Annotated in this window: 17 protein-coding genes and 1 riboswitch; of the genes, 9 read left to right on the top strand and 8 right to left on the bottom strand. The window is 73.0% G+C overall.

All coding sequences use genetic code 11. The annotated features are described in order from the left end of the window. Positions 1 to 100: 100 nt before the first annotated feature. The 4 genes from DEJ46_RS05615 to DEJ46_RS05600 all read right to left on the bottom strand — a co-directional run bounded on the left by DEJ46_RS05615 (position 101) and on the right by DEJ46_RS05600 (position 4,022). Positions 101 to 1,072 carry a LysR family transcriptional regulator gene (locus tag DEJ46_RS05615; RefSeq protein ID WP_411757722.1) on the bottom strand — a complete coding sequence of 324 codons (972 nt, stop codon included), beginning with the start codon at positions 1,070 to 1,072 and terminating at the stop codon, positions 101 to 103. Between the two features lie 62 nt (positions 1,073 to 1,134). Further along, on the bottom strand, positions 1,135 to 1,830 hold the full coding sequence (locus tag DEJ46_RS05610; RefSeq protein WP_150264452.1) for a type 1 glutamine amidotransferase domain-containing protein: 696 nt from the start codon (positions 1,828 to 1,830) through the stop codon (positions 1,135 to 1,137). A gap of 165 nt (positions 1,831 to 1,995) precedes the next feature. Continuing rightward, positions 1,996 to 2,661, bottom strand: coding sequence for a hypothetical protein (locus tag DEJ46_RS05605; protein ID WP_150264451.1), 666 nt, complete (start codon positions 2,659 to 2,661; stop codon positions 1,996 to 1,998). A gap of 80 nt (positions 2,662 to 2,741) precedes the next feature. Beyond that, the gene (locus DEJ46_RS05600; protein ID WP_150264450.1) at positions 2,742 to 4,022 is read right to left on the bottom strand and encodes an MFS transporter; all 1,281 of its coding nucleotides are present in this window, start codon (positions 4,020 to 4,022) and stop codon (positions 2,742 to 2,744) included. Positions 4,023 to 4,205: 183 nt separating this feature from the next. Between DEJ46_RS05600 and DEJ46_RS05595 the strand changes: the two genes are divergently transcribed. From DEJ46_RS05595 to DEJ46_RS05555, 9 genes are all read left to right on the top strand, one after another. Next, entirely contained in the window at positions 4,206 to 5,240 is a 1,035-nt protein-coding gene (locus DEJ46_RS05595; protein ID WP_150264449.1) for an ABC transporter substrate-binding protein, read from the top strand. 166 nt (positions 5,241 to 5,406) lie between these two features. Then, complete coding sequence (locus DEJ46_RS05590) at positions 5,407 to 6,414, top strand: FecCD family ABC transporter permease (protein WP_190622453.1); 1,008 nt, start codon at positions 5,407 to 5,409, stop codon at positions 6,412 to 6,414. Beyond that, entirely contained in the window at positions 6,411 to 7,214 is an 804-nt protein-coding gene (locus tag DEJ46_RS05585; protein ID WP_150264448.1) for an ABC transporter ATP-binding protein, read from the top strand. The genes DEJ46_RS05590 and DEJ46_RS05585 overlap by 4 nt, the downstream gene beginning before the upstream one ends. A gap of 11 nt (positions 7,215 to 7,225) precedes the next feature. Continuing rightward, positions 7,226 to 8,134, top strand: a complete 909-nt coding sequence (locus DEJ46_RS05580) for a Rossmann-like domain-containing protein (protein ID WP_150264447.1) — start codon at positions 7,226 to 7,228, stop codon at positions 8,132 to 8,134. Next, positions 8,131 to 9,186 (top strand): GHMP kinase, encoded by a 1,056-nt coding sequence (locus DEJ46_RS05575; protein WP_150264446.1) that lies wholly within the window; start codon positions 8,131 to 8,133, stop codon positions 9,184 to 9,186. Before DEJ46_RS05580 ends, DEJ46_RS05575 begins: the two co-directional genes overlap by 4 nt. Then, positions 9,107 to 10,189 (top strand): pyridoxal-phosphate dependent enzyme, encoded by a 1,083-nt coding sequence (locus DEJ46_RS05570; protein WP_150264445.1) that lies wholly within the window; start codon positions 9,107 to 9,109, stop codon positions 10,187 to 10,189. The genes DEJ46_RS05575 and DEJ46_RS05570 overlap by 80 nt, the downstream gene beginning before the upstream one ends. A gap of 107 nt (positions 10,190 to 10,296) precedes the next feature. Further along, positions 10,297 to 10,575, top strand: coding sequence for a polyprenyl synthetase (locus DEJ46_RS05565; protein ID WP_150264444.1), 279 nt, complete (start codon positions 10,297 to 10,299; stop codon positions 10,573 to 10,575). Continuing rightward, positions 10,565 to 11,620 carry a polyprenyl synthetase family protein gene (locus DEJ46_RS05560; RefSeq protein WP_150264443.1) on the top strand — a complete coding sequence of 352 codons (1,056 nt, stop codon included), beginning with the start codon at positions 10,565 to 10,567 and terminating at the stop codon, positions 11,618 to 11,620. The genes DEJ46_RS05565 and DEJ46_RS05560 overlap by 11 nt, the downstream gene beginning before the upstream one ends. A 107-nt stretch (positions 11,621 to 11,727) precedes the next feature. Next, the gene (locus DEJ46_RS05555) at positions 11,728 to 12,891 is read left to right on the top strand and encodes an oxygenase MpaB family protein (RefSeq protein WP_150274141.1); all 1,164 of its coding nucleotides are present in this window, start codon (positions 11,728 to 11,730) and stop codon (positions 12,889 to 12,891) included. A gap of 25 nt (positions 12,892 to 12,916) precedes the next feature. Here DEJ46_RS05555 and metE read toward each other — a convergent pair whose 3' ends face one another. The 4 genes from metE to DEJ46_RS05540 form a co-directional block, all read right to left on the bottom strand. Continuing rightward, complete coding sequence (gene metE / locus DEJ46_RS05550) at positions 12,917 to 15,235, bottom strand: 5-methyltetrahydropteroyltriglutamate--homocysteine S-methyltransferase (protein ID WP_150264442.1); 2,319 nt, start codon at positions 15,233 to 15,235, stop codon at positions 12,917 to 12,919. Between the two features lie 164 nt (positions 15,236 to 15,399). Then, a riboswitch (cobalamin riboswitch) is annotated at positions 15,400 to 15,620 on the bottom strand. 84 nt (positions 15,621 to 15,704) lie between these two features. Then, positions 15,705 to 15,980 carry a hypothetical protein gene (locus DEJ46_RS39690; RefSeq protein WP_223834528.1) on the bottom strand — a complete coding sequence of 92 codons (276 nt, stop codon included), beginning with the start codon at positions 15,978 to 15,980 and terminating at the stop codon, positions 15,705 to 15,707. 45 nt (positions 15,981 to 16,025) lie between these two features. Next, on the bottom strand, positions 16,026 to 16,610 hold the full coding sequence (locus tag DEJ46_RS39685; RefSeq protein WP_223834527.1) for a hypothetical protein: 585 nt from the start codon (positions 16,608 to 16,610) through the stop codon (positions 16,026 to 16,028). 216 nt (positions 16,611 to 16,826) lie between these two features. After that, positions 16,827 to 18,077: a serine hydrolase domain-containing protein gene (locus DEJ46_RS05540; protein WP_223834526.1), complete on the bottom strand. Its 1,251-nt coding sequence runs from the start codon at positions 18,075 to 18,077 to the stop codon at positions 16,827 to 16,829. Between the last annotated feature and the right edge of the window lie 37 nt (positions 18,078 to 18,114).

The raw sequence follows: 18,114 nt of genomic DNA, 5'->3' as shown, positions 1-18,114 counted from the left end.
CGTTTGCTGCACGTCATCGAGGGGCCGTTTCAGAGTGATCTGAAACGGCCCCTCGATCGCTCTTCGTTGTCCCCGCGCTGTTCGTGCGGCGGTGCGGGTCTCACCAGGTGGGGCCGAGGCGCAGGAGGTGGTCGCGGACCCGGGTGGTGTGCGGGTTGCCGGGGAGTCCCGGCCGCTGGACGAGGTAGGCGGTGTTGATGGGCGGGTCGTCGGTCTCGTGCAGGGTGACCAGTGCGCCGGAGGCCAGTTCGTCCTGGCAGAGGTAGCGGGGCAGGACCGTGAAGCCGGCGCCCGCGACGACCGCCGCCAGGACTCCGCGCAGGTCGGGCACGGTGACGGCGGCGCGGCGGGTCAGACGCCGGTCGAAGACGTGGCGCCAGTAGCGGCGGGCGATGGGGAGGTCCTCCGCGTACGTGACGAGGGGGACGGTGTGCAGGACGCCGGGGCCTTCCGTGGTCACCCGGCCGTCGAGGCGCTCGGCCCACGCGGGCGCGGCGACCAGGACGAACTCCTCGTCGAGCAGCGGTACGGCCGTCAGGGTCCGGCCGCGCGGGCGGCTGGTGGCGATGGCCAGGTCGTGGCGGCCGGCGCGGAGTTCGTCCAGGAGAGGCTCGGTCAGCCCGGTCGTCACCCGGAGCTGGACGCCGTCCGCCACGAGTGGCGCGAGGGCGGGGAGGACACGCGTGCACAGCAACTCGGCGGGGCCCGCCAGGTGTACGGGCGTCGCCGCGCCCTCCGCCGCCGGGCCGTGGCCGGTGGCCGCCATCAGGGCGTCGAGCGGGTCCATGACCCGTGCCGCCAGATCGTGCGCGTACTCCGTCGGGGTGACGCCCCGCGGCAGCCGGGCGAACAGCTCCCGGCCCGCCTGCCGCTCCAGCGTGCGGACCTGTGTGGTCACCGTGGGCTGCGAGATGCCGAGCAGCTGTCCGGCGGCGGTGAAGGAGCCGGAGCGGTAGACCGCGAGGAACGTGCGCACGAGGTTCAGGTCCAGTGGTGACGAGCGCGGGGGAGCGGAGGGGGAAGGAAGCGGATCCGACGCCGCCTCCTGGCCATCGGGATTCCTATGGTTCACGTGAGTGAGCATAGTCAGGGGAATGGCCTGAGGAGGGGCGGCGTGTTCGGGCGGTGGCGCGGTCAGGCCAGCTTCTTGAGGACCTCCGTCGCGAGCGGGGCGGAGGAGGACGGGTTCTGGCCGGTGACCAGGTTGCGGTCGACGACGATGTTCGGCACCCACGGTTCGCCGACCTGGACGTCCACTCCGGCCTCGACGAGGCGGGTCTCCAGGAGCCACTTGGCCTTGTCGGCGAAGCCGGCCTGGGTCTCCTCGGCGTTCGTGAAGGCGGCGACCTTGTAGCCGGCGAAGGCGTTGCTGCCGTCGTCCTTCGTGGCGGCGAGCATCGCGGCGGGCGCGTGGCAGACGACGGCGAGAGGCTTGCCCGAGGCGAGGGCGTCGACCAGGATCCGGCCGGAGACCGGGTCGACGGCGAGGTCCTCCATGGGGCCGTGGCCGCCGGGGTAGAAGACGGCCGCGTAGTCGTCGAGGCGCACGTCCTCCAGGGTGATCGGGTGCTTGATCTCGTCGATGGAGGCGAGGGTGGCGGCGATCTTGTCGGCGCCCTCCTGGCCGCCGTTGACCTCGGGGGCGAGGCTGCCCCGGTCGACCGTGGGGACGACGCCGCCGGGCGTGGCCACGACGACCTCGTGGCCGGCGGCCTTGAACACCTCGTACGGCGCCACGGCCTCTTCCGCCCAGAAGCCGGTGGGGTGCTTGGTGCCGTCGGCGAGCGTCCAGTGGTCGGCGCCGGTCATCACGAAAAGGATCTTGGACATGCGAGGGGCTCCCAGGGTCGTCGGTGCTGCGATGTCTTCGACGCTATGCCCGCCGCCGAGAGGTTTCCAATGGAGAATCCGATGTCCGGCATGGGAAGTCCGATGGCTCCGGGGGAATAGCCTCTCGGCGGCTCCGACCTGCGGATTCGTGCATCCCGTGGTGGGTCAGGGAGTGGTGGCCGGGGCGGTGAGCCCCGCGAGGGCCAGGGCCCTGGCGACTGCCGGGAGGTCGAGGGGTTCGCCGTCCGGGTCGGTGGGGCGCAGCCGCTCAAGGAGCAGGTCCGGCTCCAGCCGGTGCGCCTCGGCCGCGGCCAGGAGCGTGTCCGGGCCGGGTCCGTCGGTGGTGCCGTCGATGCGGTCGGAGAGGTCGGACACCACCCGGTCCCGGTCGACGAAGTCGCTCATGCCGCAGTCCAGGCCGTCGTCGCCGAGGTCGTCGGGGTACGCCGCGCGGGCCCAGGCCCCGTGCTCGTACCAGTAGACGCAGCCCAGCTCGTTGCCTTCGAGCCGGTCGTGCAGCTCGTCGTACGGGAGCCATTCGGGGCCGCCCGCGAGCATGTCGATCGGCGGCTCGTGCCACTTGACCTCGCTCGACTCGTCCTCGCCGTAGAGCACGAACCGGCCTTCGCCCATCCGGGACATGGTCCACCACGTGCAGCCGGCGTCGTCGTAGTGCAGGCCCTCGGCGTCGATCCAGACGCCGGTGCGGTAGCCGCTCCGGCGCTGCTCGTCCTCGGTGGTCGCGCCGACCGCGGCGAGCAGTGCCCACCGGGCCCACAGCGCCTCGCCCGTCGGAAGGTCCTCCGGCAGTCCCGGACGGTGAATGGTCATTTCTGCCCCCGTGTGTCGTCGTTGATCGGAGACCGTATCGGAGGGGTCCGACACGGTCTCCGATCACCTGGGGCGGTCCGTCAGTCCGTCGTGGCTGGAGCCGTGCGGGCGAAGTGGCGGGCCGTGGGGGTCAGTGCCGCCGCTGCCGGTACGAGGAAGCAGGCGGCGGCGCAGACGCCGAGCACGGGCGTGACCCCGAAGGCGTCGATGGCCGGGGCGATCAGTGCCAGGCCGACCGGTGCGAGGCCGTACGACACGAGGAAGTCCAGCGAGGAGACGCGGGCCAGCTTGTCCGGGGCGACCTCGCGCTGGGTGGCCGTGAACCAGGGCACGTTGAACAGCTCGATCCCGATCCCGGCTACGGCGTACGCGGCGACGACCACGAGCGGGTGCACGGGCAGCATCAGACTCAGCGGCGCGACGCCGTACGCGGCGAGGCCGGCGAAGGCGGCCCAGCCCTGCGAGCGCGGGCGCAGACGGGCGATGACCAGCGCTCCGGCGAGCGCGCCCACGGTGTACGCGGTCATGGCCGCGGCCAGCACCCACTGGGTGTCGTAGCGGTCCCTGCTGATCAGGGGCAGCGCGACGCTGGTGGCGGAGTAGCCGAGGGCGATGACCGCGACGAGGGCGGCCAGTCCGGCGAGGAACCACGGGTGGCGCCGCGCCTCGCGTATGCCCTCCAGGAACTCGGCGCGGAAGCCCGCGCGCGGCGCCGGTTCGGCGGCCGGGTCCGTCGTGGTCGCCGAGCCGGTCGCGGCGGCGCCCTTGCCGGGGACGAGTGCGGCGACCAGCCAGAGCAGGCCGATGCCGAGCAGCAGCGTCCCGATGTCCAGGAAGGCGGCGAGCAGTGCGGTCAGGGCGGGGCCGGCGAGGGTGGAACCGCGTACGGCCATGGTCATGGCGGCGTTGGCCTGCTGGCGCCGCTCGGGGTCGACGGTCTCGGCGGTGAGCGCCTGGAACGCCGGGCGGCACGCGCCCTGTCCGGCGCCCGCGAGGGCGGCGGCGGCCGTCATCAGTACGAGCGAGCGGCCGAGTCCGGCGGCGAGGAGAGGTGCGGCGGCCGCCGCCGCGAGGGCGGACCAGAGGACGACCGCGCGGCGGGAGTGCCGGTCGGCGAGCACACCGCCGACGGCGACGGCGGCGAGGAAGCCGGCGGTGCGTGCGGCGAGGACCAGGCCGAGACCGGCGGCGCCGAGGTCGCGGTGCAGCACGGCCAGCCCGAGGACGAAGGGCAGGGCCCAGGTCGCGAGCCCGGAGGCGGTCGTGCCCGCCCACAGACGCAGGAACGCGGCGTCGCGGAGGATCGAACGCGGGGGCAGGGTCTCGGACTTGGTCGCTGTGGGCGTGGGTGTGGTCGCCACGGTGTGGGTGCTCCTCGGAGGCAGGGATGGGTGGGTGCGGGGGCTGGAGCGCTCCGTGGAGCGCACCCCCGGGGTCGTTAATGAAAATGAATACCATTACAGTACCCTTCGAACGCGGCACTCCTGCCCGGTGCACGACAACACCCACGCCTTATCCAGGCCCCCGCAGACCGGAGACCTTCCATGCGCCACCCCACCCGCCTCGGCATCGCCCTGGCCGTCCTCCTCGCCACCGCGGGCTGCTCGACGGCGAGCGGCGACGGCTCCGCGCCGGGCGCCAAGCCCGCCGACGCCGCGTCCGCCGTGGCGAGTTCCGTCACCAGCTGCGGCCGCCAGATGTCCTTCTCCGAGCCGCCGAAGCGGGCCGTCGCCCTGGACCAGTCCTCGACCGAGACCCTGCTCGAACTCGGCCTCCAGGACCGGATGGCGGGAACGGCCAACCTCAAGACGAAGATCCCGGCGCGGTACCAGGCCGCGTACGCCGAGGTCCCCGTCATCGCCCCGAAGATCGCCACGGCCGAGCAACTCCGCGCGGCCACGCCCGACTTCGTCCTCGCCGGCTCCGCCGACCTGTTCACCAAGGACCGGGCCGGCACCCGGGAGGAGCTGGACGCCCTCAAGGTCCCGACCTTCGTCAGTGCCGTGGACTGCCCGGAGCGGAACCAGACCGGCAAGACCGCCTTCGAGCTTCTGTTCTCCGACTACGAGAACCTCGGCAAGGTCTTCGGGGCCGAGAAGCGGGCCGGCGCGCTCGCCGCCGGCCAGCGGGCCGCCGTCGCCAAGGCCGGGGCGACCGCCTCCAAGCTCCCCGAGGGCGCGGACCGGCCGACCGTCGTCTACCTCTACTCCGTCTTCAACGGCATGCCGTACGTGGCCGGCGGAACCGGCCTGCCCAGCGAGATGAGCCGGATCGTTGGCGCGAAGAACGCCTTCGACGACGTCGACGAGGACTGGCCGGAGGTCTCCTGGGAGGAAGTCGCCAAGCGCGACCCGGACTTCATCGTGATCGGCGACCTTTCCGAGCGCGGCCGGCCCGGCGACAGCGCCGCCGAGAAGCGCGCCTCGATGGCGGCGCACCCGGTGGTCTCGCGGCTGGCCGCCGTCCGCGACGACAAGATCCTCGAAGTGCCGGGCATCGAGCTGGATCCCTCGGTGCGCTCGGTGCACACCCTGGGACTGCTCGCGGACGGGATGAAGGACCTCGGGTATGCGCGCTGACCCGGTCGGTCGCGGGGAGGTGGCGGACCCCCTGGCCGTCGGGTCCGCGGAGCGGGACGGCGCTGCCGGCCACGTGGGCCACGTGGGCCGAGTCGGCACCGACAGACCTGTGGGGTCAGCCGGCTCCGCCGGTTCCGTCGGGTCCGTCCGGACCGCCCGTCGGTCCGTGGCTGCCCGGGTGGTGATCTCCCTCCTCGCCGCGGGCGTCCTCGTCGGCTCGGCGGCGGTCGCCGTTCGCATCGGCACCGCCGATGTGGGCTGGGCCGGCCTCGGTCGCGTCCTCGGTACCCGTCTCGGCCTGGACGTCGAGCCGTTGCCCCCGCTGATGGACTCCCTCGTCTGGGACCTGCGGCTGCCGCGCGTGCTGATGGCCGCCCTCGTCGGCGCCTCGCTCGCCGTGTGCGGCACGGTGCTCCAGGCGGTCACCCGCAACGCGCTCGCCGACCCCTACCTGCTCGGCGTCTCCTCGGGCGCCTCGACCGGAGCCGTCGCCGTCGTCGTCCTCGGCGTGGGCGCGAGCACGCTCGGGGTCACCGGCGGGGCCCTCGTCGGCGCCCTGCTGTCCTTCGCGCTGCTCCTCCTGCTGCTGCGCCGCAGCGGGCTGGACTCGGTCCGCATCGTCCTCACCGGTGTGGTCGTCGGCCAGCTGTTCACCGCCCTGACCTCCCTCGTCCTGATGGCCTCGGCGGACGCCGACACCACGCGGGCCGTCACCCACTGGCTGCTGGGCTCGATGGCCCCCGCCCGCTGGAACACCGTCGTGGTCTGCGCGATCGTCACCCCGCTCGGTCTCGCGGTCGCATGGCTCTGCTCCACCGCCCTCGACGGACTCTCCTTCGGAACCGACACCGCGGCCTCCCTGGGGATCGGCGTACGGCACACCCGGACGCTGCTCCTCGTGGTCACGGCCGCACTGACCGCCGTGGCGGTGGCCACCGTCGGAGCCATCGGCTTCGTCGGGCTGATCGTCCCGCACGGGGTGCGGTTCCTCGTCGGTCCCCTGCACCGGGTGCTCCTGCCCTGGGCGGCGCTCGCCGGAGCGGTGTTCCTGGTCTGGACGGACGCCCTGGCACGGATCGCCTTCGCGCCCCGCGAGGTTCCGGTGGGCGTCATCACCGCCCTCCTCGGCGTACCGCTCTTCCTCCTCGTCCTGCGCAGGAGGGGGGAGCTGTGAGGATCACCGCCGAAGCGCTCAGCTGGTCCGTGGGCGGCACGCCGGTCGTCCGCGAGGTCGGCGTGGACATCGCCCCCGGCGAGACCGTGGGACTGCTCGGCCCGAACGGCTCCGGCAAGTCGTCGCTGCTGCGCTGCCTGGCCGGCCTCCGGGTCCCCGACGCGGGCGCGGTCCGCTACGACGGGGAGTCCGTACGCGACTGGAGCGCGCGCCGCATCGCCCGCCGAGTCGCCTTCGTCGCACAGGACTCGGGCGCGGACACCGACCTGAGGGTCGGCGACGTCGTGGGCCTGGGGCGGACCCCGTACCGCGACCGCTGGAGTGGACCGGACGCCACCGACCGGGCCGTGATCGCCGCCGCGCTCGAACGGCTCGGACTCACCGCGCTCGCCGACCGCTCCTGGAAGGCCCTCTCGGGCGGCGAGCGGCAGCGCGCCCACATCGCCCGCGCGCTCGCCCAGCAGCCGCAGGCACTCCTGCTCGACGAGCCCACCAACCACCTCGACGTGAAGCACCAGTTGGAACTGATGGAGCTGCTGTCCGGCACCGGCCGGACGGTCCTCGTCGCGATGCACGACCTGTCGCTCGCCGCCCGGTACTGCGACCGGCTGCTGCTCCTGCACCACGGCCGGCTGATCGCCGCCGGCCCGCCCACCACCGTACTGACCGCCGACCGACTCGCCGAGGTCTTCGAGGTGGACGCCGAACTCACCGTCGACGCATGGGGGCAGCCCCACGTCGCGTACCGCGGACCGCTCAGCGCCGCGGTGCCCGCGCCGGCAATCGAACCCGTTCTCTGAAAAGGAAAGCCATGACCCGGACGATCCCCACCCCTTCCACCCCTTCCACCCCTTCCACCCCTTCCACCCCTTCCGCCCCTTCCGCCCCTTCCGCGTCTTTCGCGACGTCCGTCGACGGCCTCGTCGAGGCCGTCCTCGCCGGTGAGCACGGGCCGCTGCCCTCCCGGCTCGTCGCGACCAGCGTCTTCTGGATCCACCACGGCACCCGCCTCGCCGGCGGCGACACCACCTACCTCAACCAGTACGTCCTCGTCCGCCTCGGCGGCTCGTTCGGCGGCTGCGCCTTCGAGGCCGGGGAGATCGACCCGTCGATCTGCCGCGACTCCTCCGGCACCCCGCTCGACGTACTCCTCCGCGAGGCCCCGCGCCCGCTGCGGATCGCCGCCCTCGACGCCTACCTCTCCGAGGTACGCCCGCACCGGACGGCCGGCGAGGCGGGCGACGCCGAGCCGGTCACCCTCCCCGCCGGAACCCCTGAGGTCCGGGCGAAGGCCCGCGACGCGGCCATCGCCGGCCTGCTGGACATCGAGGAGGGCGCCGAGGTGGGCCTCATCGGCGTCGTCAACCCACTCGTCGCGGCGATCCGCGAGCGCGGCGGCCGGCCGCTGCCCTGCGACCTCAACCTCAGGACCACCCAGTGGGGCGACCCCGTCACCGCCGACATGCACGAGGTGCTCGACCGGGCCGAGGCCGTCGTCGCCACCGGAATGACCCTGAGCAACGGCTCGTTCGACACGATCCTCGACCGCTGCCGCTCCCGCGGCATCCCGCTCGTCGTCTACGCGCAGACCGGCAGCGCCGTCGCCCGGGCCTTCCTCGGCTCCGGCGTCACCGCGCTCTCCGCGGAGCCCTTCCCCTTCTCCCAGTTCAGCGCCGAGGAGACGGTCCTGTACCGCTACCGGACGGTGAGCGGCGCGTGATCCCCGGCCCCGGCCTCCGGTCCCGGGCCGGCGACACCGCCGTCACGGGCACCGGGGCCGCCCTCTGTCACCACGGCGAGATCCTCCAAGGAGTCTTCCTCGACGACGACGGGCGACGGTGCGCCGGACTGGTCACCCTCCCCATGGCCGGACCGGGCAGCAGCGCCGAGTTCGTCCGCGCCCCCGACACGCCGCCCGAGGCGCTCACCGTCGTCCCCGCAGGCCGGAGCAAGGCCGTGCGGGGCGCCGCCCTCGCCGTGGCCGCGTGCGCGGAACGGTCCGGACATCCGCCCTGCGGAGGCGAGTTGCGCCTCACCGGCGAGATACCGGTGGGTCTGGGCATGGGCAGCTCCACCAGCGACGTCATCGCAGCGATCCGCGCGGTCGCGGACTCGTACGGTACGCGCCTGACACCCGGAGCGGTCGCCCGGCTTGCGGTCCGCGCCGAGACGGCCTGCGATCCGCTGATGCTGGACGGCGGCGGCCCCGTGCTCTTCGCCCAGCGGGAGGGCCGGATCCTGGAAGTCCTCGGCCCCGCCCTTCCGCCGCTGGTCGTGGTGGGGTGCGTGCTCGGCGGCGGAGCGCCCGTGGACACGCTCGCCCTGCCCGCGTACGAGCCCGACGCCGGTGACGTGCGGACCTGTGAGCGGCTGCGCGCGCGGCTGCGCCTGGCCGTGGCGACCGGCGACGCCGCACTGCTGGGTGAGGTCGCCACCGCCAGCGCCCGGCGCGGCCAACAGGTTCTCGGGCACCCCGAGTTCGAGGCCCTGACCGGCATCGCCCGCCGGGTCGGAGCGGTGGGTGTGCAGATCGCGCACAGCGGCGCGGTGGCGGGCGTGCTCTTCGACCCGGCCTCGCCGGGCGTGCGGCACGGCGTCCGCGACTGCCTGCGCGCCCTGGAGGCCCACGGCATCCCCGCCACCTGGACCTTCACGACCCCTACGACCGTCACCACCACCAAGGAGCTCCGGAATGGACCAGCACGTCGCGGAGTCGATCGGCCGGCCGGACCTGATACGTCTCGACGACCGGCTCGTCTGCCTGCGCTTTGAGACGATGAAGGTGGTCTCCGCGCTCGCGGCGGTACGCCACCTCCTGGACACCGGCGCCGTACGCCGCGGGGACACCCTGCTGGACAGCTCCAGCGGCATCTACGCGTACGCCCTCGCCCTGGCCTGTCATCGGTACGGGATGCGCTGTCACATCGTCGGCTCGACCACCGTGGACCACACTCTGCGTACGCAACTCGCCGTGCTGGGGGCGACGTTGGAGCAGATGGAGCCGTGCAGCGACCTCAAGCTCGACCAGAAGCGACGCGTCGAGCGGATCCACGAGATCCTCGCCGAGCACCCCGAGTACCACTGGATGCGGCAGTACCACGACGACATCCACTACCTCGGCTACCGCGCGATCGCCGACCGGATCCGGGAGGCGATCGGAGCGGACGGCGTGGTCGGGGCTGACGGAGCGGAGGGCGCGGACGGAGCGGGCGGGCTCACCGTCGTCGGCGGGGTGGGGTCGGGCGCCTCGACCGGCGCCCTGGCCCGCTATCTGCGCGCGGCCCCGAGCGGCCCGGCCGACGTCCGGCTCGTCGGCGTCCAGCCGTACGGCAGTGTCACGTTCGGGGCCGAGCACGTCTCCGATCCCGAGATCATCATCGCCGGGATCGGCAGCTCCATCCCCTTCGGGAACGTCTCCCACGACCTGTACGACACCCTGCACTGGATCTCCTTCGACGCGGCCCTGGCCGGAAGCGTCGACCTGCTGCGCCGGCACGCGGTCTTCGCGGGCCTCTCGACCGGTGCCGGCTACCTCGCCGCCCGCCACGAACGCGAGCGCACCCCCGGCCGGACGGTCCTCTTCATCGCCGCCGACACCGGCCACCGCTACGTCGACACCGTCTACGCACGCCACCGCGAGGCGGTGCCCCTCGCGGCCCTCGCCCCGCGTGACGTGACCGACCGGAGCGAACTGGCGCTGCCGTGGTCGCGGATGGAGTGGAACCGCGCCCCCGCGGACGCCGGTGCGGTGGACTCGTACGTGCCAGCGAGATGATCACTCGTTGGTGAGTTCGTCCGCCCCGACCACCGGTCCGGCGCGAGCCTGGGGGGAGGAGTGGCAGTGATCGTGCGGCCGGGACGTGCCGCGGTCAGGGGAGCGGTGTGACGAGGGAAGCGGGATCGCGCGAGGGCCTGGACGAGCGGGCGGTGCTGCTGGCGGCGGGGCTCGCGGACCTGGCGGTGAGCACGCTGAGTACGGGACTCGGCCTCGTCCGGGGCCTGTTGAGGCGCTCGGACGTCGCCGAGGTGGCGGCGGGGGCCGAGCGGGACCTGGAGGCGCGCGGTCGCCTCCTCCTCGACAGGTACGCCTCGCCGCCACCGGCCCACCTGGAGGTCCTCGCCCGGCACGTGCTGGCCCGGCGGGCCGGCCATGACGTCTGACCGCTGGGAGCCGGCCGCCTTCAAGGCGCGGGTCGACGACGTACTCCGGCGGTACGTCTCCGAGGAGGCCGACCAGCTGGCGGCGGTCGATCCCGCGCTGGGCCCCGTGGCCCAGCAGCTGGAGACCGCGGTCGCGGACGGCAAGCGGCTGCGCGCGGCGTTCTGCTACTGGGGCTGGCGCGCGGTGGGACAGCCCGACAGCGAGGCGCTGCTGCGGGCGGCGGCCTCGATGGAGATCGTGCACGCGGCGGCTGTCGTCCACGACGACCTGATCGACGACAGCCCGCTGCGCCACGGCCGGCCCACCGCGCACTTGGCCCTGCGGGACGCGGTGGAGCACCACCCGCGGCCCGCCGCCGGCGCCCGGTCGCTGGCCATGCTCGTCGGCGACCTGCTCATGTCGCTCGCGGGCCAGCTGTTCGTCACCAGCGGGGTCCCGGCCGCCTACCTCGGCCGGGCCCGTCCGCTCTGGGCGGCCCTGGCCAGGGACCTGATCGCCGGCGAGTGCCTGGAGATCCTGCACACCGGCGCCGCCCCGGACACGGCGGCGTCGCTGAAGGTGATCCGCTACAAGACCGCCAAGTACACCGTCGAGCAGCCCCTGTTGATCGGCGGCGCCCTGGCCGGGGCCGGCCGTCGGCTGCGCGAGGGCTACTCCGCGTACGGGCTGCCGCTCGGGGAGGCGTTCCAGCTGCGGGACGACCTGCTCGGCCTCTTCGGGGACCCGGGGACCACCGGCAAGGCAGGCGCCGACGACGTCCACGGCCGGCGGCCCACGGCGCTGCTCGCGGAGACCTGGCGGCTCGCCGGGGACGAGGACCGTGCGCGCCTGCGCGACCTGCTCGGCCGGCCCGACCCCGACGGGGACGCGCTGGAGGCCGTACGCGCGCTGATGCGGCGGCTCAAGGCGCCCGACCGGGTCGAGGCGATGATCACCGTGCGGGTCGAGGAGTCCCTCCGCGCCCTCGACGCACTGAACCTGCCCGCGCCGCCCGCCGCCGCCCTCACCACCCTGGCGCACTCGGCGGCGGCCCGCCGTTCCTGACGGAGAACAAGGAGCCCTGCCCCATGACCCCGCCCGTGCCCCCGCCCCCGAATCGGCCCATGCCCCCGTCCCCGAATCGGCCCATGCCCCCGTCCCCGACCCCTTCCGTGCCCCGGACCGAGGCGTCGATGGACGCCCTGCGGCGGACCGGCGACGAACTCGCCGACGCCACGGTCGCCACCCTCTTCGAGCGGGGCGAGGTCGGCACGTTCAACACCCTGATGCGGTACGTCTCCACGGCCGGCGCCCCGCTCCCCGACGGGCTGCCCGACGTCGCCCGGGAGTACCTCCACGCCACGAGCACCCCGCCGTCCTGGGTGGACTGGGGGGAGATGGAGAAGGCCCGGCTGTTCTTCATCGACAACAACGTGCACATCTCCACCGCGCTGTCCTTCGCGTCCATGCCCGCCTGCTACCTCGTCCCGCACGTGGCGAAGCTGCTGTCGGCGACGCACGGTCTGAGCTACCCGTCCAAGCGCATGGCGGAGACCGGCCAGTTCACCGTCTACCTGATGCAGCCCGACGCCTTCGAGGCCGGCAGCCGTTTCATCCCCGCCGCGCAGAAGGTCCGCCTGCTGCACGCCTCCATCCGTCACCACCTCATCCGCGAGAACCGCTGGGACGCGGCGGCGCTGGGGGTGCCGATCTGTCAGGAGGACATGATCGGCGGGCAGATGTTCTTCTCGATGCTCGTCCTCGACAGCCTGCACCGCCTCGGCATCCACATGACCTCCGAGGGCGCGGACGCCTACTACTACGCCTGGCGCGTGGTCGGCGCCATGCTGGGCGTCGACCAGGACGCCGTACCGAAGAACCTCGGCGAGGCGCGGAGCTTCCTCGACCTTTACATGATCCGCCACATGGGGCCCTCCCCCGAGGGGTCCCATCTGACCCGGCAACTGATCGACCTCTACGAGGAGATCGTGCCCGGCACGCTCTTCGACCCGATCGTGTCCGCGCTCATCCGCTTCCTCGTCGGCGACACCTGCGCCGACTGGCTCGATGTGCCCCGCACCCGCTGGGACACCCTCGTCAAGTCGGTCCCCCACCTCCTCGGCGTCCTGGAGAGCATCGAGGACAGCTCCCCGCTCGGCGCCTGGGCCCTGGACCGCCTCGGCCACCTCACCACCGTCCTCGAACTGTCCTCCCTCACCCGCGGACGCGTCATGCACTACGCCATCCCCGAGCACCTCAGGAAGGACTACGGCCTCTCGTCCACCCCCGCCCGCACCCGCCGCTGGGCACCCCCGGCCGCCACGGTCTCCCCGTGACGGCCGGGTCGCGGTCACCTCGTCGTCAGGGAGCGAGGAGTTCGGACCGGACGGTGCGGGCCGCCGCCACCAGGTTCTCCAGTGACGTACGCGTCTCGGGCCAGCCGCGGGTCTTCAGACCGCAGTCGGGGTTGACCCAGAGCCGCTCGGCGGGGATGGCTTCGAGGCCCGTACGGAGCAGCTCCGCGGCCTCCGCGGCGCTCGGGACGCGCGGGGAGTGGATGTCGTAGACGCCGGGTCCCGCCTCGCGCGGGTAGCCGTGGGCCGCGAGCTCCCGGGCGACCTGCATGTGGGAGCGGGCGGCCTCCAGGCTGATGACGTCGGCGTCGAGGTCGTCGATGGCCCGGACGATGTCGCCGAACTCGGCGTAGCACATGTGGGTGTGGATCTGGGTCTCCGGCCGCACACCGGCGGTGGTGAGACGGAAGGCCTCCGTCGCCCAGGCCAGGTAGTCCGCGTGGTCGGCGGTGCGCAGAGGAAGGGTCTCGCGGAGGGCCGGCTCGTCCACCTGGATGACCGAAGTGCCCGCCGCCTCCAGGTCGTTCACCTCGTCGCGCAGGGCGAGCGCGAGCTGCCGGGCGGTGTCGGCGAGGGGCTGGTCGTCGCGGACGAACGACCAGGCGAGCATGGTGACGGGACCGGTGAGCATGCCCTTGACGGGCTTGGTGGTGAGGGACTGCGCGTACGTCGTCCAGCGGACCGTCATCGGCTCGGGCCGGGAGATGTCGCCCGCGAGGACGGGCGGCCGGACGTAGCGGGTGCCGTAGGACTGGACCCAGCCGTGCTGGGTGGCCAGATAGCCCGTGAGCCGTTCGGCGAAGTACTGGACCATGTCGTTGCGTTCGGGCTCGCCGTGGACGAGGACGTCCAGGCCGGCCTTCTCCTGGAAGGAGATCACCTCCTGGATCTCGGACCTGATGCGCTCCTCGTACCCGGCGGTGTCGATCCGGCCCGCCCGCAGGTCGGCCCGCGCGGTCCGCAGCTCCGCCGTCTGCGGGAACGAACCGATGGTCGTCGAGGGCAGCAACGGCAGTCGGAGAGAGGCGTGTTGGGTGACGGACCGGTCGGCATACGGCTGGGAGCGGCGGGTGTCGGAGGCGGAGACGGCGGACGCCCGGAAGCGCACGTCCGGGTCGTGGGTGAGGGGGGAGCGGGCGCGCGAGGCGAGGTCGGCGCGGTTGGCGGCCAGTTCGGCGGTGATGGCCCCGGTGCCCCGCGAGAGCCCCTTCGTGAGGGTGACGATCTCGGCGGTCTTCTGGCGGGCGAAGGCGAGCCAGCGCAGGATCTGCGGATCGGTGTCGCGTTCGGCCGCCGTGTCGAGCGGGACGTGCAGCAGGGAGCAGGAGGCCGCGACGTCGACGCGGTCGGCGAGGCCGAGGAGGGTGCCGAGCGTGGTGAGCGAGGCGGTCAGGTCGTTGACCCAGATGTTGCGGCCGTTGACCACCCCGGCGACGAGCCGCTTGCCCGGCAGGCCGCCGACGGCGGCGAGCGCGTCGAGATTGGCGGCCGCCCGCTCGGTGAAGTCGAGGGCAAGCCCCTCGACAGGGGTCTTGGCCAGCACCGGCAGGGCGTCGCCGAGCCGGTCGAAGTAGGAGGCGACCAGGAGCTTCGGCCGGTCAGTGAGCGCGCCGAGGTCGCGGTAGGCGCGGGCGGCGGCGTTCAGTTCGGCGGGGGTGCGGTCCTGGACGAGGGCGGGCTCGTCGAGCTGCGCCCACTCGGCTCCCGCCGCCCGGAGGTCGGCGAGGACCTCGGCGTACACGGGGAGGAGCCGGTCGAGGAGGGTGAGCGGATCGAAACCGGCCGCCACGCCGGGCGCGGGCTTGGCGAGCAGCAGGTAGGTGACGGGTCCGACCAGGACGGGGCGGGCGCCGAGCCCCTCGGCCAGGGCTTCGCCGAGGGCGGCGACCTGCCGGGAGGAGTCGGCCGTGAAGACCGTGTCGGGGCCCAACTCCGGGACGAGATAGTGGTAGTTGGTGTCGAACCACTTGGTCATCTCCAGCGGTGCCACGTCCTGGGTGCCGCGCGCCATGGCGAAGTACCCGTCGAGCGGATCCGCCGCGACGGCGGCGCGGTGGCGCTCGGGGATCGCGCCCACCATGACGGTGGTGTCGAGGACGTGGTCGTAGTACGAGAAGTCGCCGGTGGGGACCTCGTCGATGCCGGCGGCGGCGAGCTGCCGCCAGGTGGTACGGCGCAGGTCTGCTGCGGTGGCCCGGAGGGCGTCGGCGGTGACACGGCCCTTCCAGTAGCCCTCGACCGCCTTCTTCAGTTCCCGGTCGGGCCCCTGGCGGGGGTAGCCGTACAGGGTGGACTGCGCTGCCGCGGCTGCGGACTTGGTGGTCACGGAGATCTCCTTCGCGAGATGAATCCCTGAGATCCCGGAGACGGGACGGGGGCGAAGGGGTGACGGAACGGCCGGCGCGACCCGGCGCGGTGCCACGGGGTCGTCCGAGACGTTCTGTACGCCGACCCGCCCTCGAGGTCACCGGAATGTCCGCGCGCGGAATCGTCCGCGTGCGGGCAACGGGCAGGTCTTCGGACTCGCGGGCACGTCCTCAGGAAGGAGGACACCTAATGGCCGTCGCTTCCCAGACCCGTCCCGGGCCCAGTGCTGATGACGGCGGTCGTTCCCGCTCACCGCTGCGGGGCAGTCCCGGATTCCCACCGGGTTCCCTCTTACGACGCATCCCGTCCGGCTGACGGGGCGAACCAGCTGCACCGGCAGCGTAACCCGGCCTTACGGCTCTCCGCACGCAATGGGACTCCGGGACCCCACATGGCCCCGGAGTCCGTCATGTCACGAAGTCGCGGACTCAGGAGCCGCAGAAGGACGCGCTCCGCACGTAGCCGCCGAGGTTCTCGTCGTCCGTGCCCAGCAGGGTGTCCGCGGAGTCGGGGAGGCACTCCACCGCCTCGATCTTGTACTGGGGAAACGTCCCGAGCACGGCCGGGGAGGCCGCGAGCGCGACCCGTACCCGGCCCGCCGCCGAGACCGTCACGCGACCGGCGTCGCTCACCGCGGAGTCGAACGGGCCGTCGTCGCCGGCGTCCGCCGCCGAACCCACGACGATCCGGCCGGTGGCGGTCACCGCGAGGTCGGAGATGTGCCGCGTGCCGGCGTCGTCCGGGTACGTCTACCGGTAGGTCCGCTGAGTCACCGCGCCGAACAGCGGCTGGCCCCACGCGGCGAACGTCAGGGGCGCCGCGTACAGGGTGGCCGGACGGCCGGGGCCGGCGCCCCGGTCCGCCCAGAGGGCGGCGAGCTTTCCGTTCTGGGCGACGAGCGCGAAGCTCTCGAAGTCGTCACCCTCGCCGATCGCCGGCATCGGCGTGTAGTCGACGACCTTCGCCGACGTACCGGCGACCTTCAGACGGAAGAGGATGCCCCGGCTGGTGAGTGCCAGGTACTCGCCCGGCAGCCCCGGGATGGCCTCGACGGCCTCCAGGTCGACCGGCTCGGGTCCGTCCCACGTGAGCGGGGCGACGGTGACGGAGCCTTGCCGGTGGGTGATCCGGGACAAGCGCTGCTGACCGGACCGCTTGTTGTCGTGCACGGCCAGGACCTGCACGCCGGTCCCGTCCTCGGTGCGCCCCTCGTACGCGAGACCGCTGACACCGCTGCGGGCGTCGGTACCGACCTTCTGCCATGCGTCCGCGGCGCCTGCCGGTGCGGAGCCGAGGGTCGTCAGCAGTGCGGTCGCCGCGGTGAGCCCGGCCATGCGCCGCAGCATCGGATGTTTCACAGGATCGTCAGCCTTCTGTGTCCGGCAGACGCGAGGTCACGCGCCGGACGTCAGGCTATTGATCTTGGTCGGGACGCCCCCAGTGCCCGATGCCCCGTTCGCCGGAGCGCTCGGTCGGACGCGGACGGCGCACGCATCCTGGCGTACGCCCCCTCCCGGAGCGTTCCTCGTCGAGCGATCAGGAGCGGTCCGTCAGCTGCCGGTCGGGCTCGGCGGGGATTCCGGGGCCGGGGCCGGGAGGTCGTAGACGTTGTCCGGGGTCACGACGGTGGTGATGGCCTTCCCGAAGAGGGTGCTGGGTGCCGTGCCGTCCAGGGTGACGTCGGTGTTCATCAGGACGACGAGAGTCGCCTGCGCCTCGGGCAGATAGATCGTCAACGACTGGTATCCCGGCAGGGAGCCGTTGTGCCCGATCCAGCCCTGGATGTCGAAGATGCCGAGACCGTATCCCGAGCCGTCGGGGGAGCCCGGGGGGATCTTGAGGCGTTCGGCCTGGGTCTCGGGCGTGAGCAGTGTGCCCGTGGCGACGGTCCTGGCCCAGGAGCGCATGTCCTGGAGGTTCGAGATCATCGCGCCGGCCGCCCAGCCCCAGGACGGATTCCAGTCGGTGGCGTCCTCGACCCGGCCCGAAGCGGTCTGCTCGGTGTAGCCGTGGGCGTGCGGACGGGGGAAGGCGGCGTCCGTCGGGAAGCTGGTGTGCCGCAGGCCCGCGGGTTCCACGACGTTCTTCCCGATGTACTCGTGCAGGGGCATGCCCCCGACCTTCTCGATGACGAGACCGAGCAGGACCGTGTTCGTGTTGGAGTACTGGAACTCCTCGCCCGGCGGGAACTCCACCGGGTGCGCGAACGCGTGGTCCAGCAACTGCCGGGGGGTGAAGTGGCGTTCGGGATTCGTGGTGAGCGCCTTGTAGAAGTCCTCGTCCGCCGTGTAGTTGAACAGCCCGCTGCGCATGCCCGCGAGGTCGCGCAGGGTGATCGTGTCGCCGTTCGGCACGCCGTCGACGTAGTCGGAGATCGGGTCGTCCAGGCCGACCTTGCCGTCGTCGACGAGCTGGAGCACGGCGGTCACCGTGAACGTCTTGGTCTCGCTGCCGATCCGCATGTAGAGACTCGGGCTCATGGGTGTGCCGGTCCCGGTGTCCGCCTCGCCGAAGGCCCGGATGTACGTGCCCTTGTCCGGTGCCGACAGGGCGACCGTCACGCCCGGGACGTCCGCCTCCCGCATGACGTCGCGGATCGCCTTGTCCAGCTCGGCGGCCACGGCCGGGGTGAGCTCCGGGAACTCGGTATCCGCCGAAGCGGGCGGAGAGGACGTCACGAACACGGCCGGGCCCGGAGGCTCGGTGGCGACCGCGGTGCCCGCGCCCAGCGGGGCAGCGAAGATCCCGAGCGCCGCGAGGCCGGCGCACACACGCCGCCGACGGCTGGACGAGTACGTCACGGCGGGCCTCCTGCCGACCGGGGACAGCACACCACCT

It is taken from the genome of Streptomyces venezuelae, from assembly GCF_008642375.1.
Taxonomy (GTDB): domain Bacteria; phylum Actinomycetota; class Actinomycetes; order Streptomycetales; family Streptomycetaceae; genus Streptomyces; species Streptomyces venezuelae_G.
This window is presented reverse-complemented; position numbering and strand designations above follow the sequence as displayed.